The sequence below is a fragment of the Roseomonas mucosa ATCC BAA-692 genome (assembly GCF_000622225.1).
GTDB lineage: Bacteria > Pseudomonadota > Alphaproteobacteria > Acetobacterales > Acetobacteraceae > Roseomonas > Roseomonas mucosa.
Genome location: NZ_JHWD01000008.1, coordinates 217,377 through 238,615 on the forward strand (window position 1 = coordinate 217,377; position 21,239 = coordinate 238,615).

A 21,239-nucleotide genomic window follows, 5' to 3' on the forward strand; every position below is an offset into this window, starting at 1 on the left:
CGCTGGTGGCACCGGCAGTCCGCCGGAGAGCCTGGCTCTCCGGCGCGATCCGGCCGGCAGCCAGAGCCAACCATCGGGTCCAGGGCCCGCAGGGTCCTGGCGGATAGGGGGCCCGGGGGAAAGGCAGCGCCTTTCCCCCGGGGGTCAGGACCGGAGGCTCAGGAGGTCTGTGACATCCGGGCGATGGCGATCAGGTAGAAGAGCAGCACGAGCCCCAGCAGGGCGGCCAGGATGGCCCAGTTCCGTACCCGGCGGCGGCGGTGGAAATCCACCTTCTCCTCCGGGGTCATGCGGACGGGTTCGGGCTCAGCCAAGGATCAGCCGGTCGGCCGCCAGGGCGGCGAAGAGCAAAGCGAGGTGCAGCAGGGAGAAGCGGAAGCAGCGCTTGGCCGGGGCGTCCTTGGTCAGGCTGTGGCCCTGCGGGTCCTGGTCGTCGCGCAGCACCTTCCAGGCGCAGAACACGAAGCCCAGCCCGAGCAGCACCGCCGCCACGCCATAGATCGGCCCGGCGAGGCCGAGCGGCCAGGGCGACACCGCCAGCGGGAAGAGCACCAGCGTGTAGAGCATGATCTGGCGCCGCGTTTCCTTCGCCCCCGCCACCACCGGCAGCATCGGCACCCCGGCGCGCTGGTAGTCGCCATGTGCCCAGAGGGAGAGCGACCAGAAATGCGGCGGCGTCCAGGCGAAGACGATGGCGAAGAGCAGCAGAGGAAGCAGGTCCACCGAGCCGGTCACGGCGGCCCAGCCGATCACCGGCGGGAAGGCCCCGGCGGCGCCGCCGATGACGATGTTCTGCGGCGTCCGGCGCTTCAGCCACATCGTATAGACGAAGACGTAGAAGAGGATCGAGCCGGCGAGCCAGCCGGCGGCCATCCAGTTGGTGGCCAGCCCCATCACCACGACCGAGGCGATGGCCAGCACCACGCCGAAAGCCAGCGCCTCCTCCGCCCGGATGCGCCCGGCGGGGATGGGGCGGTTGGCGGTGCGGCGCATCACCGCGTCGATGTCGCGGTCGTACCACATGTTGATGGCCCCCGCCGCCCCGGCTCCGACGGCGATGCACAGCACCGCGACCGAGCCCAGAAGCGGGTTGATGGAGCCCGGCGCCACCAGCATCCCGATGAAGCCGGTGAAGACGACCAAGGTCATCACCCGCGGCTTCAGCAGGGCGAACCAGTCGCGGATCTCGGAAAAACCGGGGGTGGATGCGTCGAAGGGGGCCGCAGCCCCCTCCTCGCCGACAGCGCTCTGGCTCATGCCGGGCTCTTTAGCGGATCCTCGGCAGTTCGTCGAAGGTATGGAAGGGGGGCGGGCTGCTGACCTGCCATTCCAAAGTCGTGGCCCCCTCGCCCCAGGGATTGGCCGCCGCCCGCTCCTTCCGCGCGAAGGTCAGGTAGATCACGTAGAGGAACAGCAGCAGCGAGATGCCGGAGATGAAGGCGCCGACCGAGGCGACCGCGTTCCAGCCCCAGAAGGCGTCCGGATAATCCGGGTAGCGGCGGGGCATGCCCTGGGCGCCCAGGAAGTGCATCGGGAAGAAGGTCAGGTTCACCCCGATGAAGGTCATCCAGAAATGCACCTTCCCCCAGAATTCCGGGTACTGGTAGCCGCTCATCTTGCCGATCCAGTAGTAGAACCCGGCATAGATGCCGAAGACGGCGCCCAGCGAAAGAACATAATGGAAGTGCGCCACAACATAATAGGTGTTGTGCAGGATCACATCCACCGAGGCATTGGACAGCTTCACGCCGGACACGCCGCCGACGGTGAAGAGGAAGATGAAGCCCACGGCGAAGAGCATCGGCGTCTTGAACTCGATGGAGCCGCCCCACATCGTGGCGATCCAGGAGAAGATCTTGATGCCTGTCGGCACCGCGATGATCATCGTGGCCGCCATGAAATAGGCCCGCGTGTCCACCGAGATGCCGGAGGTGAACATGTGGTGCGCCCAGACCACGAAGCCCACCACCCCGATCGCCACCATGGCATAGGCCATGCCGAGATAGCCGAAGATCGGCTTGCGGCTGAAGGTGGACAGCACGTGCGACACGATCCCGAAGGCCGGCAGGATCATGATGTAGACCTCGGGGTGGCCGAAGAACCAGAACAGGTGCTGGAACAGCACCGGGTCGCCGCCCCCTTCCGGCTTGAAGAAGGAGGTGCCGAAGTTCCGGTCGGTGATCAGCATGGTGATCGCGCCGCCCAGCACAGGCACCGAAAGCAGCAGCAGGAAGGCCGTCACCAGCATCGACCACACGAAGAGGGGCATCTTGTGCAGCGTCATGCCCGGGGCGCGCATGTTGAAGATGGTGGTGATGAAGTTGGCCGCCCCCAGGATCGAGGAGGCGCCGGCCAGGTGCAGGCCGAACAGCGCCATGTCCACGCCCATGCTGGGCTGGTACTGGCTGTCGGACAGCGGCGGGTACAGCGTCCAGCCCGTGCCGGCCCCGCCGACGAAGAGGCTGGCGACCGTCAGCGCCAGGGCCGGCACCAGCAGCCAGAAGGAGATGTTGTTCAGCCGCGGGAAGGCCATGTCCGGCGCGCCGATCATGATCGGCACGAACCAGTTGCCGAAGCCGCCGATCAGCGCGGGCATGACCACGTAGAACACCATCAGCACGCCATGGGCGGTGACGGCGATGTTCCAGCTCTGCCCGTCGGCGAAGAACTGCAGCCCGGGCTCCAGCAGCTCCAGCCGCATGATCATCGACAGCCCGATGCCGACGATCGCCGAGACCAGGGCGAAGCCGATATAGAGGGTGCCGATATCCTTGTGGTTGGTGCTGAAGAACCACCGCGACACGAAGCCGGGCTTGTGGTCGTGGTGGTCGTCGTGATGGGTATGGGCGTCCGTGACGGTGGCCATGGCTTCTCTTCCGTCCTCTCCGCCCTTACGGGCGAGCCTCCGCGACTTCGGTTTTCATCTCGTCGGGCCAGCCGGGGCCCCTGCCCTCGGCGAACTTCGTCTTCGCCTGTTCCACCCAGGCATCGAACTCCGCCCGGGGCACCACGCGCACGGCGATCGGCATGAACCAGTGGTTGGTGCCGCAGATCTGGTTGCACTGGCCATAGAAGGTGCCCTCCCGGTCGGCCTCGAACCAGGTCTCCATGGCGCGGCCGGGGATGGTGTACTTCTGCACGCCCAGCGAGGGCACGAAGAAGGAATGGATCACGTCGTGCCCGGTGGTCAGCACCCGCACCTTCGCGCCCACCGGCACCACCAGCGGATTGTCCACCGCGAGGTTGCGCAGCTGCCCGGGCTTCAGGTCGGCCTCGGCGATGGGATAGCTGTCGAAGGCGAAGTTGCCGTTGTCGGGATAGCTGTAGTGCCAGTACCACTGCCGCCCCTGCACGCCGATGGTGATGTCGGGGTCCACCGCCCGGTCCTCGTAATAGATCAGGCGGAAGGAGGGGATGGCGATCACCAGCAGGATCACCACCGGAATCACCGTCCAGGCGATCTCCAGCACCGTGTGGTGGCTGGTGCGCGACGGCGTCGGATTGGCCGAGGCGCGGTAACGGAAAACCACCCAGCCCAGCAGCCCCGCCACAAAGGCGGTGATGATGACGATGATCCACAGCACTAGGTTGTTGAAGTCGTGGATCGCTTCCTTCACCGGCCCCGCGGCGGCCTGGAGGCCGAGGCCCCAAGGGGTCGGCGCCCCGGTGGCCCCGGGCACGGCGGCCTCCGGCGCGGCGGCGCCCGTTCGCTGTGCCCATGCCGTGGCCCCGGGGGTCAAGGAGGCCAGCACGGCCCCCATGAGCCCTCCGGCCAGTGCCGTCGCGATTGTCCGCCGCATGCCCCGCCCCGATGATCCCATTGCCGGATACTTATGCCGGCCGCCGTTCCGGTCCCTCGCGCCGCTGCCGCCACGGGGGGCGGTGCCGCGCCTTTGTTTCCGGACCGGTGCCCGGTCCTTGAACCATGGGTAAATCACGCGCCAGCGGGAGTGACAAGGTGCGGCGGCGTCAGCCGGGCAGATCGGGGGCCGCCGGCTCCCCCTCCACCTCGGTCTCCACCTCCTCGCTCACATGGTCCGTCATGTCGGTGAGCATCGAGCGCACATGCTCGTCCCCCACGGCATAGAAGACCTGCCGCCCCCGCCGCTCGGCCTGCAGCAGCCGCGCGGCGCGCAGCAGGCGCAGGTGGTGGGAAACGAGGCTGCCGGAGATCCCCAGGCGATCCGCGATATCCCCTACCGCGACCGCCGAATCGAGGCAGGAAAGAATGATCCTCAGGCGCGTGGGATCGCTCATCAGCCGGAAGGTCTCGGCGAGCTCCACCACCTGGTCCTCACCGATACGCCCACGAAATTGTCGCATGGCGCGCAGCTTCGTCCGCGCCGGGCTTTCGCGCAAGCACCGGCCGAACCTCGGCCCGTTCCCCCCGGCCTGCCCCCCGGCCCGCCCGCGGCACCCATGCGGCCGCGTCGCCCATGCCCCCGCGCCGGCGGCCTTGACCGGAAGGGGCGGCGCCACGACCTTTTCCGGCAGTATCTCTGGAGATGATGGCGGCCATGAGCGAGCTGACCAAGGCTGTGAGCGACGAGACCTTCCAGGCCGATGTGCTGAAGGCGCCGGGCCCCGTGCTGGTGGATTTCTGGGCCGAATGGTGCGGCCCGTGCCGCCAGGTGGCCCCGATCCTCGACGAGGTGGCGCGGGACTATGCCGGCAAGCTCACCGTGGCCAAGGTGAACATCGACGAGAATCCGGGCTCGCCGAACGACTACGCGGTGCGCGGCATCCCCACCATGATCCTGTTCCGCGACGGCAAGCCGGTGGGCACGCTGGTCGGGGCGCAGCCGCGCAGCAAGCTGCGCGAATGGCTGGACAGCAACCTGGGCTGATCCAGGAACCGGGGGAAGGCGCGGCATGAACGAGACCCCTGGCACCCCGGCGGTCCCCTCGCCCGCTCCTTCCCCGCCCGCGGCCCCGCCCGCCCGGCCCCATGGCCCGGCGCGGCGGCACGGGCCGGACTATCTGGGCATGGGCGTGCTGCTGGGGGTGGTTGCCGCCATCCTCGCCATCTGGTGGATCTTCCCGGCCCTGATGCGGATCGTGAACTACAGCGACTGCATCGGCTCCGGCCGGATCACCGGGTGTTGAAGCAGGCTGCGGGGCGCGGTCGTCAGGCCGGCGGCGTGCCGTTCGCCTTCAGGATCTCGCCTGCCAGATAGAGGCTGCCGCAGATCAGCACCCGAGCCGGGCGGCCGGGATCGGCCTCGCGCAGCAGGGCCTCCAGCGCATCCGCCACATGGGGGCCGATGCGGGCCATGCCGCCGCTGGCGGCCACGATCTCCTCCGGCGTCATCGCCAGGTGCTGGCCCGGTTCGGCCACGGCCCAGACCGAGCTGGCCCGCGGCAGCAGCGGGCGCAGGAAGTCGTCGGCGGCCTTGGACTTCTTGATCCCCACCAGCAGATGCGCCGGCCGGTCGCCCCAGGTGCGCAGATGCTCGGCCAGAACCTCCCCGGCGCCGGCATTGTGGCCGCCATCCAGCCACAGTTCCCAGCCTGGCGGCAGCATTGCCGCCAGGGGCCCGCTGTCGAGGCGTTGCAGGCGGGCCGGCCAGCGCGCCTCGCGGAAGCCCCCGGCGGCGGTGGCCTCGTCCAGCCAGTCCGGGTTCCAGGCACGCAGCGCCGCCAGGGCGAGCCCGGCATTGTCGATCTGGTGCGGCCCCGGCAGGCCCGGGCGCGGCAGGCGCAGCACCCCGGCGGCATCGCGGTAGAGCAGCCCCTCGCCCTCCGGCCCGATCTCCCAGTCCCGTCCCCGGCGCAGCAGCGGCGCCCCGGCCTCGGCGGCGACGCGCTCGATCGCCGCCATCGCCTCCGGCGCCTGGAAGCCGGTCACCAGCGGCACGCCGGGACGGGCGATGCCCGCCTTCTCCGCCGCGATCCCGGCCAGGCTGTTCCCCAGGAACTCCATATGGTCCATCGAGACCGAGGCGACGGCGCAGGCCGCCGGGCGCGGCACGACATTGGTCGCGTCGAATCGCCCGCCGAGCCCGACCTCCAGCACCAGCAGATCCGCCGGCACCCGGGCGAAGAGCAGGAAGGCGGTGGCCGTGGTGATCTCGAAGACGCTGATCCCCTCCCCGGCATTGGCCTGCTCGGCCTCCTCCAGCGCGGCGGCCAGCACCTCCTCCTCCACCAGCGTCCCCGCCAGCCGGATGCGCTCGTGGAAGCGCACCAGATGCGGCGAGGTATAGGCATGGACGCGCTTCTCCGTCGCCTCGGCGATGGCGCGGGCGAAGGCGCAGGTGCTGCCCTTGCCGTTGGTGCCCGCCACATGGAGCACCGGCGGCAGGTGCCGCTCCGGATGGCCGAGCGCCGCCAGGCAGCGCTCGATCCGGCCGGTGCTGAGGTCCATCAGCTTCGGATGCAGCGCATGCAGCCGGTCCACGATCCGCTCCGCCCGCCCCGGCTCGATGCCGGTGGGCAGGCGCAGCGAGGGGTCGAGCTGGCCCGGCGCCATGGAGGGCGCCACGGGGGAGGAGCGCGTGGGGCCGGGCATGGGCGGCGGCCTCAGTCGCCGTTCGCCGGATTCTCGGTCGGCGCCGTGCGGGCCACCACGGTGGGGCGCGGCTGCGGCTTGGGCGCGGCGATGTCGGGCGGCGGCGGCATCGGCAGCTCCGCTTCCTCCACCTCCAGCCCAGGGGGCAGGCGCTCGCGCAGCAGGGAGATCAGCCGCGCCAGCGTGACCTTCATGTCGCCGCGCCTGACCACCATGTCCAGGATACCGTGCTCCAGCAGGTATTCCGCCCGCTGGAAGCCCTCGGGCAGCTTCTCGCGCACCGTCTGCTCGATCACCCGCGCCCCGGCGAAGCCGATCAGCGCCCTGGGCTCGGCGATCTGGATATCGCCCAGCATGGCGAAGGAGGCGGTGACGCCGCCCGTGGTCGGGTCGCAGAGCACGGTGATGAAGGGCAGCCCGGCTTCCTTGACCATCAGCGAGGCGATGACCGTGCGCGGCATCTGCATCAGGCTGACCGCGCCCTCCTGCATCCGCGCCCCGCCGGAGGCGCTGAAGACGATCAGCGGCGCATCCTGCAGCACGGCCAGCCGGGCGGCGGCGACCAGCGCCTCGCCCACCCCGGCGCTCATCGAGCCGGCGAGGAAGTTGAAGTCGAAGGCCGCGACCACCGCCGCCTTGCCCTCGATCGTGCCATGCGCGACCACCACGGCCTCGTCCAGCCCGGTCTTGGCCTGGGCCTCCTTCAGCCGGTCCACATAGCGGCGCTGGTCGCGGAAGCGCAGCGGGTCGAGCGGCGCCTTGGGCAGCTCGATGCGCTGCCACCCGGCATCCAGCGTGTAGTCCAGCCGCCGCAGCGCGCCGATGCGCAGGTGATGGCCGCAATGCGGGCAGACATGCAGCCCGCGCTCCAGGTCGCGGTGGAAGATCATCTGCTCGCAGGACGGGCACTTGTGCCAGAGGTTCTCCGGCACGTCCCGCTTGCTGCCGAACAGGGTCTGGATCTTCGGCAGAGCCCAGTCGGAAATCCAGTTCATCGCTCAACTCCTCCGCGCGGGGCGGGAGTAGGCATCTCCCAGCCCCCTGCGCAAGAGGCGAGTGCGGCAAGGCTGCCTTCCGCCCTCGCCTCCCCTGTTCGCGGCACCGGAACTCACCACCGGAGAAACGTCGCAGAAAGCGAAAAACCCCGTCCACTTCCTGGCGTTGGCGAAAGGCCGGGCGCGCCATCACAGGCCGGGGCCGCCCGTCCCCCTGGCCCGGCCGAGACGGAGCAGCATGCGTCTTCCCGAAAGCTCCGGCGCCCGCGCCCGCATCCGGGCCGCCGGACTGCCCAGCGGCGGCACCGGCACGCTCTACGCCATCGTGGCGGTGGTCAGCATCCTCTACGTCACGCGGGAACTCCTGGTGCCGCTGGTGCTGGCGACGCTGCTCGCCTTCGTCCTGGCGCCGGTGGTGCGGGGCCTACGGCACTGGCGGGTGCCGCGCATCCCCGCCGTGCTGCTGACCGTCTTCCTGGCCTTCGGCCTGCTGACCACGGGCGGCGTGGTGATGGGGCGGCAGATGGCCGAGCTCGCCACCGACCTGCCCCGCTACCAGGCCGCGGTGATGGAGAAGGTCGGGCATCTGTCCAGCGGCGGCATGGTGGAGCGTGTCTCCGGCCTGCTCCAGCGCCTGGGCGAGAACGTCGTGCCCCGCCCCCACGCCTCCACCTCTTCCTCGGCCTCCGCCGGCCCCGCCGCCGAGGCCGGAACCTCCGTCCGCCCCCTGCCGGTCGAGGTCCACACGCCCGAACCGGGAACGCTGGAGCTGATCCAGAGCGTGATCGCCCCCCTGGTCGGCCCGGTCGCCACCACCGGCATCGTCGCGGTCTTCGTGGTCTTCCTGCTGCTGTACCGGGAGGACATGCGCGACCGCGTCATCAAGCTGGTCGGCTCCGGCGACCTGCAGCGCACCACCGCCGCGCTGGACGAGGCGACGACGCGCCTCAGCCGCTTCTTTCTGGCCCAGGTGATGCTGAACGCCTGCTTCGGCGCGGTCATCGGCCTGGGCCTCTGGGCCGTCGGCATCCCCAACCCGGCGCTCTGGGGCGTGCTGGCGGGGCTGATGCGCTTCGTCCCCTTCGTCGGCGTGATCATCTCCGTCGCCTTCCCCGCCTTGCTGGCCCTGGCGGTGGATCCGGGCTGGGCCACCCTGCTCTGGACCGTGGCGCTCTTCGCCGTGGCCGAGGGGCTGCAGGCTCAGGCGGTGGAACCCCTGGTCTATGGCCACAGCACCGGCCTCACCCCGATCGCGGTGCTGCTGGCCACGGCCTTCTGGACCTGGCTCTGGGGGCCCCTCGGCCTGCTGATGGCGATGCCGCTGACGCTCTGCCTCGTGGTCCTCGGCCGGCACGTGAAGCAGCTCGAATTCCTCGACGTCCTGCTGGGGGACCGGGAGGCCCTGGCGCCGCCCGAGGCCTTCTATCAGCGCGCCCTGGCCGGGGACGCGGACGGGCTGATCGAGCAGGCCGAGCTGCGCCTCAACGGCACCTCCCTACGCGCCTATTACGACGAGGTGGCGCTGCCCGGCCTGGCGCTGGCCCAGGCCGATGCCGGGCGCGGCGCCCTGAGCCGGCGGCGCGTCGAATGGGTGCGCGACAAGGTGGACGCGCTGCTGGAGGACCTGGCGGACCACGAGGATGCCGGGGAGGACGAGGCCCCCCTCATGGAAGGCCCCGTGGCCCCTGCCGGAGCAACCGGCGACGACAGGGCCCCGGAAGCCCCGCCCCCAGCCCCGCCGGCTTCCGTGCCTGACGGCTGGGAGGCCCCCGGCAGCATCCTCTGCGTTCCCGGGCGCGGCCGCTTCGATGGCCAGGCCGCCTGCATGCTGGTCCAGGCCCTGCGCCAGCGCGGCTTCGGCGCCGGGATGCTGCCCAACGCCGCCCTGCGGAAGCCGGAGCCGATGACCACCGCCCCCGGCGGCACGGTGCGGGCGCTCTGCCTTTCCGTGGTGGACGGCGGCACCAGCGGCGCCAGCCTGCGCTACGCGGTGCTGCGCCTGCGGCGGGACTTCCCCGCCCTGCCGCTGGTGATCGGGATCTGGGGCGAGGCCGAAGCATCGCAGGAACAGGCCCTGCGCGACGCCCTGCCGCCGGAAATCCTCGGCGACGGTACGGTGCGGTTCGTCCGACGGCTCCAGGACGCGCTGGACACCCTGCTGCAAGCCAGCCCGGCAACACGGAGCGCCACGGAAGCACGGGAAACCCAGGCCGCGAAACCCTGAGCGGAGGACGGCTCTCCAACCTCCGGCGTTGCGCTGTCCCGGGGGACAAGGCTCCGCCTTTTCCCCCGCCCCCCTCATCCGCCAGGACCCTGCGGGCCCTGGACCCGATGAGTCGGTTCTTCCTGTGATCGGACCGCACCGGGAAGCATGGCTTCCCGGCGACTGCCGGTGTCACGAGCGCGGAGCCGGTGTTCCTTATCTTTGCCAGCAGCCCCGCGTCTCCACCTACTCCCAGGGATCAACCCACAGGCTCACGTCACCCACCGGCACCAGCTCGGGCCCGGGGTCCGGGGACCGGCTTCGGTCCCCGGCGGAGAGGGGGTCCGGGGCGAGAGGCAGCGCCTCTCCCCCGGCGGCCGGCCACGAAGCGCAACGCCCTCCCGGAGCGCGGAACCGGCGCGCCTATTCGTTGATGAAGCGCAAGAGGTCCTGGTTCAACTGGTCCTTCTCGGTGAAGAACAGCCCATGCGGCGCGCCCGGATATTCCACCAGCCGCGCGCCGGGGATCATCGCAGCGGCGCGGCGCCCGGCGGCGTCGATCGGGACGGTGTTGTCGGCATCGCCATGGATCACCAGCACCGGCACGCGGATCTGCGGCAGGTCGGCGCGGAAGTCGGTTTCCGAGAAGGCGCGCACGCAGTCCAGCGTCGCCTTGGGCGAAGCCATGAGGGCGAGGTTGCCTGCCCATTGCAGCAGCTCGCTGCTGATGGAGAAACTCAGCAGCCCGGCGCCGAAGAACTGCTTGCCGAAGCTCGCCAGGAAGGCCGGGCGGTCCGCCTGCAGGTTGACGACCATGTCGTCGAAAACGAAACGGTCCACGCCCTCGGGATTGTCCTCCGTCCGCAGCAGGAAGGGCGTGACGGCGGCAACCAGGACGGCCTTGCTCACCCGCCCCGATCCGCCATGGCGCGAGAGGTAGCGCGCGACCTCCCCGCCGCCCATGGAGAAGCCCACCAGCGTCGCGTCGCGCAGGTCCAGCGCGTCGAGGATGGCGGCCAGGTCGTCGGCCATGGTGTCGTAGTCATAGCCGGACCAGGGCTGGCCGGAGCGCCCGAAGCCGCGCCGGTCATAGGCGATCACGCGGCAGCCGTTCTCCGCCAGGAAAGGCGCCTGGTATTCCCACATATCCGCGTTGACCGGCCAGCCATGGATCAGCACGACCGGCTTGCCGGCGCCCCAGTCCTTGTAGAACAGGGGTGTTCCGTCCCGGGCCTCGATGAAGGACATCGCATTCTCGCTGTTGCTGGATGCCTTCAGGAACGGCTGGAGGCGGCCCTGGTTGGCCGCCCGCCGCGCATCAGGACAGCGTCCTGCGCAGGTAGACCCGCCGGAATCCCTTCTCTTCCCGCCGCTCGGCCTCCGTGAAGCCGCGATGCTGGTAAAGGGCGAGGTTCGCCTCCATCCTCTCGTTGGTCAGCAGCCGCAGCTCGCGGAAACCCCGCCGCCGCGCCTCCGCCTCCACGAAATCGAGCAACACGCCGCCGAGGCCCTGCCCTTTGGCCTCCGGCTCCACGGCGATGTTGTCGAGCCAGAGATGGCCCGTCCGGTCCTCGATCACCACAAGGCCCAGGATTCGGCCGCCGCGTTCCAGCACATGCGCCTGCCCCGCCGCGATGCGGGCGGCGTAGTCGTCGTCCATCGGCGCCGGGCGCCGCCCGATCACCGGGACGTAATGGGCATAGGCACGCTCCGCCAGGGCGGCGAGGAGCGGCGCCTCCCCCGGCAGGGCGGGGCGGAGGACATGATCGGGACCGGACATGCCCCGCATCCTGCCTGCAGCGCCCCGGCCGGGGAAGCAGCAATCAGCCGGGCGGCAGCCCCTCCGCCGGCACGCTGCGCCCGGAATGGTGCGGCACGCGCGCGCTGATGCGCACGGGCACGGCCTTCGCCGCCGGCGTCTTGCTCTCCTCCGCATGGTGCGCGACAGGGATCAGCGTGTTGCACTCGGGGTAGTAGGCCGCGAGGCAGCCGCGGGGGATGTCGAAGCCGGTGACGCGCAACCCGCCGAACTCCCGCCGCACGCCGTCGCCATAGACGGTCGCGAGCGTCACCTCGTCCCCGTCCGACAACCCCGCCTCCACGATATCCTCCGGGTTCATGAAGACCACCATGCGCGTGCCTTTCACGCCCCGGAAACGATCGTGATAGCCATAGACGGTGGTGTTGAACTGGTCGTTGGAACGCAGCGTGATCAGCCGGTACTGCTCCGGCCGGTCCTCGAAGCCGGTGGCAGTCAGCTTCTCCGGCACGCGGAACTCCGCCTTGCCGCTCTTGGTCTTCCACACCCGGTCGCGCGCCGGGATCGGCCGGTGGAAGCCGCCCGGGATCGCCATGCGGTCGTTGAAGCCACGGAACTCCTCGGGATAGGTCCGCTCGATCGCATCGCGGATCAGGCCGTAGTCGGCGAGCCACGTGTCCCAGTCCAGCCTCGGGTTCGGCGGCAGCGTGGCCTTGGCGATACCGGCGACGATCGTGGGCTCGGACAGCAGATCGGGGCTCGCCGGCTCGCGCTTGCCGAAGGAGGCATGGATGGTGGCGGTGCTGTCCTCCATCGACAGCGTCTGGTCGCCCGTCGCCTGGCTGTCGCGCTCGATCCGTCCCTTGCAGGGCAGCAGCAGCGCGACCTCGCCGTTCACCAGGTGCGAGCGGTTCAGCTTCGTCGCGATCTGCACCGTCAGCCGCATCTTCCGCCAGGCGGGCTCCATCCGGTCACGGTCCGGGATGGCGCGCACGAAATTGCCGCCCAAGCCGATGAAGCCCTTCACCTCGCCCTTGAGGACGCCCTCGCAGGCCTCCACCGTGTTCAGCCCCTTCTCGCGCGGCGGCTCGAACCCGTACAGCTCCGCCAGCCGGTCGAGCGGCACCAGCGCCGGCTTCTCCGAAATCCCGACGGTGCGCTGGCCCTGCACATTGGAATGGCCCCGCACCGGCGAGATCCCCGCGCCCTGCCGCCCGATATTGCCGCGCAGCAGCAGCAGGTTCACCAGCATGTGCAGGTTCTGCTCGCCCAGCACCTGCTGCGTCAGCCCCATGCCATAGATGAACATCGCGGCCTTGGACTGGCTGTACAGCTCCGCCGCCGCTTCCAGCGCCACGCGCGTCAGGCCGGATTCCTCGGTGATCCGCTTCCACCCCGTCTCGCGCGCGGCCTTCGCGAATTCCTCGAAGCCCCTGGTGTGCTCGCGGATGAAGCCATGGTCCAGCACCGGCGCGCCGCCACTTTCCCGCGCCCGGTCATCCGCCTCGATCAGCCATTTGCACAGCCCCATCAGCGCGGCCATGTCGCCGCCCGCCTTCACCTGGTGGTACTGCTCGCTGATCCGCGTCTCCGCCCCGGTGCCCATCTCCAGCGGGCTCTGCGGGTTGGTGAAGCGCTCCCAGCCACGCTCGCGCAGGGGGTTGAAGGTGACAATCCTCACGCCGCGCCGCACCGCCTCCTGCAACTGGTGCAGCATGCGCGGGCTGTTGGAGCCGACATTCTGCCCAAAGGAGAAGATGGCGTCGCAATGGTCGAAATCGGCCAGGGTGATGGTGCCGACCGGCGACCCCAGCACCTCCTTCAGCGCCACCGAGGTCGTCTCGTGGCACATGTTGGAACTGTCGGGCAGGTTGTTGCAGCCGTACATTCGCGCCAGCAGGCTGTACATGTAGGAGGTTTCCAGCGAGGCGCGGCCCGAGGCGTAGAAGACCACGGATTTCGGGTCGAGCGCCTTCAGCTCCTCCCCGATGATGCGGAAGGCCTCCTCCCACGCCACCGGCACATACCTGTCGCTGGCGGCGTCGTAGCGCATCGGATGCGTCAGCCGTCCCTGCTGCTCCAGCGCGTAATCGGACCAGCTGAGCAGCTCCGTCACCGTGTGCTTCGCGAAGAAGTCCGGCGGGGTGCGGAGCGAGGTCAGCTCCCAGGCCGTGGCCTTGGCACCGTTCTCGCAGAACTCGAAGGGATGCGCGGAAGCGGGCTTGGCCCAGGCGCAGGAAACACAGGCGAAGCCATCCGCCTTGTTCTGCCGCAAAAGCGCCTCGCCGATGCCGGGCGTGACCTTCTCGCGCAGCATGATCTCGCCCAGTGACTTCGCCGAGCCCCAACCGCCGGAGGGGCCGTCATAAGGGCCGATCCTGACATCATCACTCATGGAAAAGCCCTCCGCGCCCAGCCGGTGACAGGAGAACCGGCGGAGCCCGGGCACGGTTGCCGCTGGGCGCGATGACAGCTGCTTCATCGGGGAGGATCAGGCAGCGCTCTTCGCGGCCACCCTCGCGGGAGAGGCGCCGCCTCTCACACACCCTCTCCGCCGGGGACCGAAGCCGGTCCCCGAACCCCGGGCTTTCGCTGGTGCCCGTGGCAGCCGTCGGCCCATGGTCCGATCCCTGGGAGCAGCTGGACCGGCGAGGCGCCCGGAAGGAAGGAAGACACCTTATCCGCGCTGGCGGCACCGGCAGCCGCCGGAGAGTATGGCCCTCCAGCGCGATCCGGTCGCAGAAAGAACCAATGAACGGGGTCCAGGGCGCGCAGCGTCCTGGCGGATGGGGGGGTTACGGGGGCGAAGGCGGAGCCTTCCCACCGGGCCGCGGGCGCAACATCACACCGCCGTGCCGCCCACCGTCAGCCCGTCGAGGCGCAGCGTCGGCTGGCCGACGCCCACCGGCACGCCCTGCCCATCCTTGCCGCAGGTGCCGATGCCCGGGTCCATACCGAAGTCGTTGCCGACCATGCCGATGCGGGTCAGCGCATCGGCGCCGCTGCCGATCAGCGTGGCGCCCTTCACCGGCGCGGTGACGCGCCCATCCTCGATCAGATAGGCCTCGGAGGCGGAGAAGACGAACTTGCCCGAGGTGATGTCCACCTGCCCGCCGCCGAAATTCACCGCGTAGAGCCCACGCTTCACCGAGCGGATGATCTCCTCCGGCGCATGTTCCCCGCCGGTCATCACCGTGTTGGTCATGCGCGGCATGGGGATATGGGCATGGGATTCGCGGCGCCCGTTGCCGGTCGGCGCCACGCCCATCAGCCGGGCATTCTGCCGGTCCTGGATGAAGCCCACCAGGATGCCGTCCTCGATCATCACGGTGCGGGAGGTCGGCGTGCCCTCGTCATCCACGGTCAGCGAGCCGCGCCGGTCCGGGATGGTGCCGTCATCCACCACGGTCACGCCGGGCGCGGCGATCCGCTGCCCCATCAGCCCGGCGAAGGCCGAGGTTCCCTTGCGGTTGAAATCGCCCTCCAGCCCGTGGCCGATGGCCTCGTGCAGCAGGATGCCGGGCCAGCCGGGGCCGAGCACCACGACTGTCTCCCCCGCCGGCGCCGGGCGGCTGTCGAGGTTCACCACCGCCTGGCGCAGCGCCTCGTCCACCGCGCCCTTCCAGCTCGTCTCGTTCAGCACACGCTCATAGGCGAAGCGCCCGCCGGTGCCGAAGGAGCCGGTCTCGCGCCGCCCGCCATCCTCCACCACCACCGCGACATTCAGCCGCACCAGCGGCCGCAGGTCCGCCACGCCGCGCCCGTCGGGGCGCAGGATGCGCACCGCCTGCCATTCGCCGCTGATCGTCGCCATCACCTGCCGCACCCGCGCGTCGCGGGACCGGGCATAGGCATCGATGGCGGCCAGCAGCGCGGTCTTTCCGGCGAAGCCCATGGCGGCCAGCGGGTTGGCGCTGTCGTAGAGCCGCGCATTGGTGCGGCGCGGCGCCTCGTCCAGCGCCGCCATCCGGTCGCCCGGCAGGCCGCGCACCGTCTCGGCGGCGCGCTTCAGCGCGGCCTCGCCGATCTCCCCGGCATGGGCATAGGCCGCCCCCTCTCCCCGCACGGCGCGCAGGCCGAATCCCCGGGACGTGTCGAAGCTGGCCGCGCGGATGCGCCCGTCGTCGAGGCTGATCGCCTCGCTTTCCCGGTATTCGAGAAAGAGCTCGCCATCCTCCGCCCCGGCCAGGGCATCGGCCACGATGCGCGCCGCCCGGTTCGGGTCGAGGTCGCGGAAGAACAGCCGCTCGGTGGCGGCCATGGCATCGGTGGCGGCGCTCATGGCAGGATCTCCGAAAGGGGGCCGGCGGGCAGGGGGGAACCGGGGATGCCGCCGGGACCGGCACCGCCTCCGGGCCGGGCGCGGCGCTCCTCCCCGGCGGGAAGGGGGATCAGCAGCCGGGCGGTGGTGCCCTGCCCGGCGGTGCTGTCCAGCCACAGCCGCATGCCCATGGCCTCGCTCAGCGTACGGGCGAGGTACAGGCCGAGGCCGGAGCCGCCATAGCGCCGGGCATGGCCATCCTCCAGCTGGGTGAAGGGCTCGAAGGCGCGGGGGATGTCCTCCGGCGCCATGCCGATTCCGGTGTCCGTGACGCTGATCTCCATCGCCGCCGCCTCCCCGCCCGCCACCGCCCCCATGGGCAGAAGTCGGGCGGCCAGCGTGATCCGCCCCCCCGCCGGGGTGAACTTCACCGCATTGGAGATGAGGTTCAGCAGCACCTGGCGCAACCGCCGGGCATCGGCCGGCACCGGCGGCAGGGCATCGGGCAGGTCCAGGACCAGATCGGTGCCGCCGCGCCGCGCGGCGCCCAGCAGGATGCGGTGTGCCTCGCGCAGCAGCAGCTCCGGCTCCACCGGCCGCAGCTCCAGCGCCTGCTCGGCCGTGTCCGAGCGCGCGGTATCCAGCAGCTCGTCGATCAGCCCCAGCAGGTGGCGGCCGGCATCGCGGATGGCCGTCAGGAAGATCTGCCTCGTGGCCAGGTCCGCCGCCATGCCAGGCCTTGGCCTCCCCGCGGGCTCCCCCTCCGGGGCCCATTCGGGCCACCCGGCCTCCAGGCCCCGGCCCGGCCCCCCGCCCAGCCCGTCCAGCAGCGCCTCCGAGAAGCCGATCACCGCGTTGAGCGGGGTGCGCAGCTCATGGCTCATATTGGCCAGGAATCGCGCCTGGGCCCGGTGCGCGGCCTCGGCGGCATCGCGCGCCGCGGCCAGCTCGGCGCTGGCGCGGTGCTGCTCGGTGATGTCCACGAAGGTCCGCACGAAGCCCCCGTCGGGCGTGAGGTCCGTGGTGACCTCCACCACCGTCCCGTCCGCGCGGGTGCGGACATAGCGGCCGGGGCCGGATCGCGGCGTGGCCGCGGCACGGCGGATCAGCGCGTCCGTCCCGTCCCCCGGCGGGCCGAACTCGCCGCGCGCGATCTGGTCGTGCAGCAGGTCGTCTGCATGGGTGCCCAGCACCACCTGCTCCGGTTGCAACCCGCAGAGCCGGGCCGTCAGCGGGTTGGAAGCGACGAGCCGCCCCTGCCGGTCGAAGATCGCCATGCCATAGCGCAGGTGGTTCAGCGTGGTGCGGAGCAGCTCCTCCTGCTGCCGCGCCTCCGCCTCGGCCCGGTGGCGCGCGGTGACGTCGGTGAAGACGGCCACCCGCCCCAGATCCGGCAGGGCGGAGGTCTGGATGTCGAAGACCCGCCCGTCATGGCGGTGCAGCGTGTAGCTCCGGCTCCCGCGCTGCTGCCAGGTCACGGCGGAGGTCAGCATGATGGCTCCCGGGGGCTCGCTCCTGTCCCCCGCCGCGCCGTGGCGCGCGATGATCTCGGCCAGGGAATCCCCGACCCCGTGCGTCAGGTCCGGCATGGCCCGGCGGAAGGATTCGTTGACCAGCGAGACGCGCTGGTCCGGCCCATAGACCAGCACCCCTTGCGGCAGCGCGGTCAGGATGCCGTCCAGCATGGCCGCCCGGTGGCTCGCCATGCCCTCGGCCCGGCGCAGGCCGGTGACGTCGTCCACCTCCACCAGCATCCCGCCATCGCCGGAGGGCCGGCGCTGGATGCGCAGCACCTGTCCGCACGGCCTTTCGCGCTGGTCGCTGAAGGGCAGGCGATGCACCTCGGCCGTGCAGCGGGCGGGATAGTCGTCGTCCTCCAGGTTCTCGAACTCGCCCTGCGCCTCCATCAGGCGCAGCACCTGGAGAAAGCTCATCCCCTCCCGCAGCGTCCCGGGCGGAAGCCCGTTCAGCGCCGCATAGGCCCGGTTCGACCAGCAGCAGCCGCCCGTCGGCGCCATAGAGCGCCACCCCGGTCTCCAGGTTCTGCAACAGGCCGTCCAGCATCCGGCTCCGGTCCTGCGCCATCGCCTCGGCCTCGCGGATCGCCGTCATGTCCGAGACGGTGTTGATCCGCGCCCCGCACGGCAGAGACGTGACCTGCACCTGCAGCCATTGCCCCCGCATGGTGCGGAACAGGCGCCGCTGCGGGCGGGAATGGTCGATCTGCCCGATCCCCGCCGCCCGCTCCTCCGGGTCGCCCGGGCCATAGAAGCCGCGATAGGCCAGCACGCGGCGGACCTCGGTCATCGGCAGGCCGGCGGGCAGCGCCTCGGGCGGCAGGCCGGCCAGCGCCAGAAAGGCGGGATTGACGAAGCCCAGCCGCCCCGCCGTATCGACGGCCACGACGCCGACCGGCAGCCCCCCGAGCAGCGCCAGGGCGTTTGCCGGCGGACCGACCGGCTCCTCCCCCATCACATGGCCTGTCCGGCCAGGGGCTGCCCAGCCGAGGGCTGTCCGGCAACGGGGGCGCGCCCGTCACGCGGCGCGCCGGCACCGCCGCGCGGGCGGCGCAGGGCATGCAGCGTGCCGAGCGCCGCCGTCAGCACCCCCACCGCCATGGCCTGGTGCAGCGTGCCGAGCCAGGCCGGCACCACGTTCACCAGCGCCGCCACCCCCAGCGCGTATTGCGCGATCGTGGCCAGGGCCAGCGCGCCGACCCACCAGCGCGCCCGCCGCGCCCCGGCCGTGCCGCGCGGCAGGACGGAAAGCCCGTACCAGGCGGTGCCGATGGCCAGCAGGCCGGTGAGCGTGGCCAGGAGCCGGTGGTTGAACTGCACCGAGGCCACGTTCTCGAACAGGTTCCTCCAGGCGGGCGAAAGGAAGAGGTAGCCGTCCGGCACCCACTGGCCCGCCATCAGCGGAAAGGTGTTGTAGTCGAAGCCCGCCTTGATCCCGGCCACGAAGCCGCCGGCCAGCATCGTCAGCCCGGCCAGCCCCGCCGTGGCGTGGGCAAGCCGCCGCAGCGCCCGCCCGCCCCCCGGTGCCTCACCCCACGGCGCCTCGCGCTCCGGATGCAGAAGCCCGAGCGCGGTCCAGACCAGCACCGCATAGAGCACCAGCGCCAGCGTCAGATGGATCACCAGCCGCCAGGGCGACACGGCGGTGCGGTCGGCCTCGAAGCCCGAGGCCACCATGAACCAGCCCACCGCCCCCTGCAGCCCGCCCAGCGCCAGCAGCAGCACCAGCCGGCCACCGAGCCCGGCGGGGATGCGCCCCCGCGCCCAGAACCAGGCCAGCCCGCCGGCGAAGACCAGCCCGATCATCCGCCCCCAGAAGCGGTGGGTCCATTCCAGCCAGAAGATCCCCTTGAAGCCCGCCAGCCCGAAGCCCTGGTTCACCAGCTCGTATTGCGGAATGGTGCGGTAGAGATCGTAGAGGCGCTGCCACTCCGCCTCGCTCAGCGGCGGCAGGATGCCGCGGATCGGCGCCCATTCCATGATGGAAAGGCCGGAGCCGGTCAGGCGCGTGGCGCCGCCGAGGGCCACCATGACCCAAACCATGGCGGCGACCAGGATCAGCCAGAGGGCGACGGCACGGCGGTTCCGGGCCAGGACATCCTCGCGGGACGGGGCGTGCGGATCGAAGGGCATGGCGGGCATTATAGTCTTCCCCTGGACCGCGTGCCGACCCCCTGCTAGGCCGCAGCCCCCATGTCCCCGGCTCAACACGCCAATCCCAGGGCCGCCCCCGCCATGACCGCCAGCCCCCCCGCCGCGCCGAACGGCCTCCCCCTGGACCTTCCCATGGGCTTCCCGGCGGGCCCGGCCCCCGTGATCTCCGTGGTGGTCCCCATGCGCAACGAGGGGCCGAACGTCGCCCCTCTGGCGGCCGAGATCGCCGCCGCCCTCGCCGGGGTGCCGCACGAGATCCTCTGCGTGGACGACGGCTCCTCCGACGACACGGCGGCCCGGATCGACGCCGCCGCCGCCTCCGGCCTCGCGGTACGGCGGCTCAGCCATGCCCGCTCCTGCGGCCAGTCCGCCGGGGTGGTGACCGGCGTGCGCCATGCCCGCGCCCCCTGGATCGCCACGCTGGACGGCGACGGCCAGAACGACCCGGCCGACATCCCCAGGCTCTGGGCCAGGGCGCGGCAGGAGAACCCGGCGGAAGGCGCCCCGGGGCAGGCCGTGCTGGTCGCCGGCTGGCGCACCACGCGCAAGGACACGGCGGTGAAGCGGCTGAGCAGCCGCGTCGCCAACCGCGTCCGCGCCCGCCTGCTGGGCGACGCCACGCCCGACACCGGCTGCGGGCTGAAGGTCTTCCCCCGCGCGCTCTTCCTGGAGCTGCCGCCCTTCGACCACATGCACCGCTTCCTGCCCGCCCTGACCATCCGCCAGGGCGGCCGCGTGGTGAGCGAGCCGGTGAACCACCGCCCCCGCACGCGCGGCGTCTCCAACTACGGCACGCTGGACCGCCTCGCGGTGGGGATCGTGGACCTGCTGGGCGTGATGTGGCTGCAACGGCGCTGGAAGCGGCCCCGGCTGGCCTACGCCGCCCCCCCGCCACCACCCGCCGCCACGCCTGTCATCACGCCTGCCGTCACGCCCCCGGGCGCCCCCGCGCAGCCGTGACGCTGCCCGACCGTTCGCGCGGCGCGCTGCGCTCCATCCTCCGCCTGCTGCTGCTGGCCCTGGGACTTGCCCTGGCCGGCTGGGTGCTGCGCGAACTGGGCGAGGACCACGGCATCGCCTTCATGAGCGCCCAGATGCGCGGTGGCGGCCTCTGGGCGGAAGCCCTCTTCGTGCTGGTCGGCGCCGCCGCCACCGCCGTCGGCGCGCCGCGCCAGGCGGTGGCCTTCCTTGGCGGCAGCGCCTTCGGCGCCCTGGCCGGCGGCGGCCTTTCCATGCTGGCCCAGGTGCTGGGCTGCGCCCTGGGCTATGGCTGGGCCCGGCTGATCGGGCGCGAATGGGCCGCCCGCCGCCTCGCCGGGCGCTTCGGCCGGCGCCTCAAGCCCATGCACGACGTCCTCGCCGGCTCCCCCTTCGGCGCCACCCTGGCGCTGCGCCTGCTGCCCGTCGGCAACAACCTCGCCCTCAATCTCCTCGCCGGCCTGTCCGGCGTCGCGGCGGGCCCCTTCCTGCTCGGCTCGGCCATCGGCTACGTGCCGCAGACAGCGGTCTTCGTGCTGCTGGGCGAAGGCGTGGCGGTGAACCAGTCCACCCAGATCGCCCTCGGCGTGGCGCTCTTCGCACTCTCCGCCCTGCTCGGCTGGTGGCTCCTGCGCCGCCACCGCGCTGGCCGGGCGATCGAGGGCTGATCCGGGAACGGCTTGCCGTTGCGCTGCCCCGGGTGAAAGGCGCCGCCTTTCCCCCGGACCCCCTATCCGCCAGGACCCTGAGGGTCCTGGACCTCCCGTTCGTTGGCGCTCACTGATGCCGGATCGCGGGTGCCGCCAGCGCGGACACGTTGCTTTTCTTCTTTCCGGGAGCCCCGCGCTTCCACCTGCTCCC

At 71.4% G+C, this 21,239-nt stretch carries 18 protein-coding genes and 1 pseudogene; 5 read left to right on the forward strand and 14 right to left on the reverse strand.

Annotated features, from left to right (window positions below; translation table 11 throughout):
* Positions 1–158 precede the first annotated feature (158 nt).
* From BT98_RS27260 to BT98_RS0110855, 5 genes are all read right to left on the reverse strand, one after another.
* Positions 159–314: a hypothetical protein gene (locus BT98_RS27260; protein ID WP_155985200.1), complete on the reverse strand. Its 156-nt coding sequence runs from the start codon at positions 312–314 to the stop codon at positions 159–161.
* Positions 307–1,257: a heme o synthase gene (locus BT98_RS0110840; protein WP_019462843.1), complete on the reverse strand. Its 951-nt coding sequence runs from the start codon at positions 1,255–1,257 to the stop codon at positions 307–309. The genes BT98_RS27260 and BT98_RS0110840 overlap by 8 nt, the downstream gene beginning before the upstream one ends.
* Positions 1,258–1,267: 10 nt before the next feature.
* Positions 1,268–2,866, reverse strand: a complete 1,599-nt coding sequence (ctaD, locus tag BT98_RS0110845) for a cytochrome c oxidase subunit I (RefSeq protein WP_019462842.1) — start codon at positions 2,864–2,866, stop codon at positions 1,268–1,270.
* Positions 2,867–2,891: 25 nt separating this feature from the next.
* Entirely contained in the window at positions 2,892–3,680 is a 789-nt protein-coding gene (gene coxB, locus BT98_RS0110850) for a cytochrome c oxidase subunit II (RefSeq protein WP_314209667.1), read from the reverse strand.
* Between the two features lie 289 nt (positions 3,681–3,969).
* A complete protein-coding gene (locus BT98_RS0110855; protein WP_037250496.1) occupies positions 3,970–4,323 on the reverse strand; it encodes an ArsR/SmtB family transcription factor in 354 nt (117 codons plus the stop codon).
* A 194-nt stretch (positions 4,324–4,517) separates the two neighbouring features.
* Here BT98_RS0110855 and trxA point away from each other — a divergent pair, with 194 nt between their 5' ends.
* The gene (gene trxA, locus BT98_RS0110860; RefSeq protein ID WP_026033517.1) at positions 4,518–4,847 is read left to right on the forward strand and encodes a thioredoxin TrxA; all 330 of its coding nucleotides are present in this window, start codon (positions 4,518–4,520) and stop codon (positions 4,845–4,847) included.
* 25 nt (positions 4,848–4,872) lie between these two features.
* A complete protein-coding gene (locus BT98_RS0110865) occupies positions 4,873–5,106 on the forward strand; it encodes a hypothetical protein (protein ID WP_019462838.1) in 234 nt (77 codons plus the stop codon).
* 22 nt (positions 5,107–5,128) lie between these two features.
* Here the strand turns inward: BT98_RS0110865 and BT98_RS0110870 are convergent, their stop codons facing one another.
* Together BT98_RS0110870 and accD are read right to left on the reverse strand one after the other, a co-directional pair.
* On the reverse strand, positions 5,129–6,472 hold the full coding sequence (locus BT98_RS0110870) for a bifunctional folylpolyglutamate synthase/dihydrofolate synthase (RefSeq protein WP_115359318.1): 1,344 nt from the start codon (positions 6,470–6,472) through the stop codon (positions 5,129–5,131).
* A gap of 50 nt (positions 6,473–6,522) precedes the next feature.
* The gene (gene accD, locus BT98_RS0110875) at positions 6,523–7,506 is read right to left on the reverse strand and encodes an acetyl-CoA carboxylase, carboxyltransferase subunit beta (protein ID WP_019462836.1); all 984 of its coding nucleotides are present in this window, start codon (positions 7,504–7,506) and stop codon (positions 6,523–6,525) included.
* Between the two features lie 238 nt (positions 7,507–7,744).
* Between accD and BT98_RS24030 the strand changes: the two genes are divergently transcribed.
* Positions 7,745–9,730, forward strand: coding sequence for an AI-2E family transporter (locus BT98_RS24030; RefSeq protein WP_051544272.1), 1,986 nt, complete (start codon positions 7,745–7,747; stop codon positions 9,728–9,730).
* 402 nt (positions 9,731–10,132) lie between these two features.
* Here BT98_RS24030 and BT98_RS0110885 read toward each other — a convergent pair whose 3' ends face one another.
* The 7 genes and pseudogenes from BT98_RS0110885 to BT98_RS0110910 form a co-directional block, all read right to left on the reverse strand.
* A complete protein-coding gene (locus tag BT98_RS0110885) occupies positions 10,133–10,957 on the reverse strand; it encodes an alpha/beta fold hydrolase (RefSeq protein ID WP_019460964.1) in 825 nt (274 codons plus the stop codon).
* 70 nt (positions 10,958–11,027) lie between these two features.
* The gene (locus BT98_RS0110890; RefSeq protein WP_019460963.1) at positions 11,028–11,489 is read right to left on the reverse strand and encodes a GNAT family N-acetyltransferase; all 462 of its coding nucleotides are present in this window, start codon (positions 11,487–11,489) and stop codon (positions 11,028–11,030) included.
* A 43-nt stretch (positions 11,490–11,532) separates the two neighbouring features.
* Positions 11,533–13,863: an FdhF/YdeP family oxidoreductase gene (locus BT98_RS0110895; protein WP_019460962.1), complete on the reverse strand. Its 2,331-nt coding sequence runs from the start codon at positions 13,861–13,863 to the stop codon at positions 11,533–11,535.
* 447 nt (positions 13,864–14,310) lie between these two features.
* The gene (tldD, locus tag BT98_RS0110900; protein WP_019460961.1) at positions 14,311–15,750 is read right to left on the reverse strand and encodes a metalloprotease TldD; all 1,440 of its coding nucleotides are present in this window, start codon (positions 15,748–15,750) and stop codon (positions 14,311–14,313) included.
* On the reverse strand, positions 15,747–17,747 hold the full coding sequence (locus BT98_RS26105) for a PAS-domain containing protein (protein WP_026033154.1): 2,001 nt from the start codon (positions 17,745–17,747) through the stop codon (positions 15,747–15,749). Before BT98_RS26105 ends, tldD begins: the two co-directional genes overlap by 4 nt.
* Before the next feature lie 82 nt (positions 17,748–17,829).
* Positions 17,830–18,201 (reverse strand): annotated as a pseudogene (locus BT98_RS28595) (PAS-domain containing protein); the annotation flags it as partial.
* A complete protein-coding gene (locus tag BT98_RS0110910; protein ID WP_019460960.1) occupies positions 18,201–19,388 on the reverse strand; it encodes a COX15/CtaA family protein in 1,188 nt (395 codons plus the stop codon). The gene BT98_RS0110910 and the pseudogene BT98_RS28595, both read right to left, overlap by 1 nt.
* A 93-nt stretch (positions 19,389–19,481) precedes the next feature.
* Between BT98_RS0110910 and BT98_RS24040 the strand changes: the two genes are divergently transcribed.
* Positions 19,482–20,360, forward strand: coding sequence for a glycosyltransferase family 2 protein (locus tag BT98_RS24040; RefSeq protein ID WP_019460959.1), 879 nt, complete (start codon positions 19,482–19,484; stop codon positions 20,358–20,360).
* The gene (locus tag BT98_RS24045; protein WP_019460958.1) at positions 20,357–21,046 is read left to right on the forward strand and encodes a TVP38/TMEM64 family protein; all 690 of its coding nucleotides are present in this window, start codon (positions 20,357–20,359) and stop codon (positions 21,044–21,046) included. Before BT98_RS24040 ends, BT98_RS24045 begins: the two co-directional genes overlap by 4 nt.
* Positions 21,047–21,239 lie beyond the last annotated feature (193 nt).

Excerpts from the sequence above, each read along its gene's own strand:
- BT98_RS0110840 (WP_019462843.1), bottom strand. The coding sequence starts at position 1,257 with ATGAGCCAGAGCGCTGTCGGCGAGGAGGGGGCTGCGGCCCCCTTCGAC.
- ctaD (WP_019462842.1), bottom strand. The coding sequence starts at position 2,866 with ATGGCCACCGTCACGGACGCCCATACCCATCACGACGACCACCACGAC.
- BT98_RS0110855 (WP_037250496.1), bottom strand. The coding sequence starts at position 4,323 with ATGCGACAATTTCGTGGGCGTATCGGTGAGGACCAGGTGGTGGAGCTC.
- trxA (WP_026033517.1), top strand. The coding sequence starts at position 4,518 with ATGAGCGAGCTGACCAAGGCTGTGAGCGACGAGACCTTCCAGGCCGAT.
- BT98_RS0110865 (WP_019462838.1), top strand. The coding sequence starts at position 4,873 with ATGAACGAGACCCCTGGCACCCCGGCGGTCCCCTCGCCCGCTCCTTCC.
- BT98_RS0110870 (WP_115359318.1), bottom strand. The coding sequence starts at position 6,472 with ATGGCGCCGGGCCAGCTCGACCCCTCGCTGCGCCTGCCCACCGGCATC.
- accD (WP_019462836.1), bottom strand. The coding sequence starts at position 7,506 with ATGAACTGGATTTCCGACTGGGCTCTGCCGAAGATCCAGACCCTGTTC.
- BT98_RS24030 (WP_051544272.1), top strand. The coding sequence starts at position 7,745 with ATGCGTCTTCCCGAAAGCTCCGGCGCCCGCGCCCGCATCCGGGCCGCC.
- BT98_RS0110885 (WP_019460964.1), bottom strand. The coding sequence starts at position 10,957 with ATGTCCTTCATCGAGGCCCGGGACGGAACACCCCTGTTCTACAAGGAC.
- BT98_RS0110890 (WP_019460963.1), bottom strand. The coding sequence starts at position 11,489 with ATGTCCGGTCCCGATCATGTCCTCCGCCCCGCCCTGCCGGGGGAGGCG.
- BT98_RS0110895 (WP_019460962.1), bottom strand. The coding sequence starts at position 13,863 with ATGAGTGATGATGTCAGGATCGGCCCTTATGACGGCCCCTCCGGCGGT.
- tldD (WP_019460961.1), bottom strand. The coding sequence starts at position 15,750 with ATGAGCGCCGCCACCGATGCCATGGCCGCCACCGAGCGGCTGTTCTTC.
- BT98_RS26105 (WP_026033154.1), bottom strand. The coding sequence starts at position 17,747 with ATGGCGCCGACGGGCGGCTGCTGCTGGTCGAACCGGGCCTATGCGGCG.
- BT98_RS0110910 (WP_019460960.1), bottom strand. The coding sequence starts at position 19,388 with ATGCCCGCCATGCCCTTCGATCCGCACGCCCCGTCCCGCGAGGATGTC.
- BT98_RS24040 (WP_019460959.1), top strand. The coding sequence starts at position 19,482 with ATGACCGCCAGCCCCCCCGCCGCGCCGAACGGCCTCCCCCTGGACCTT.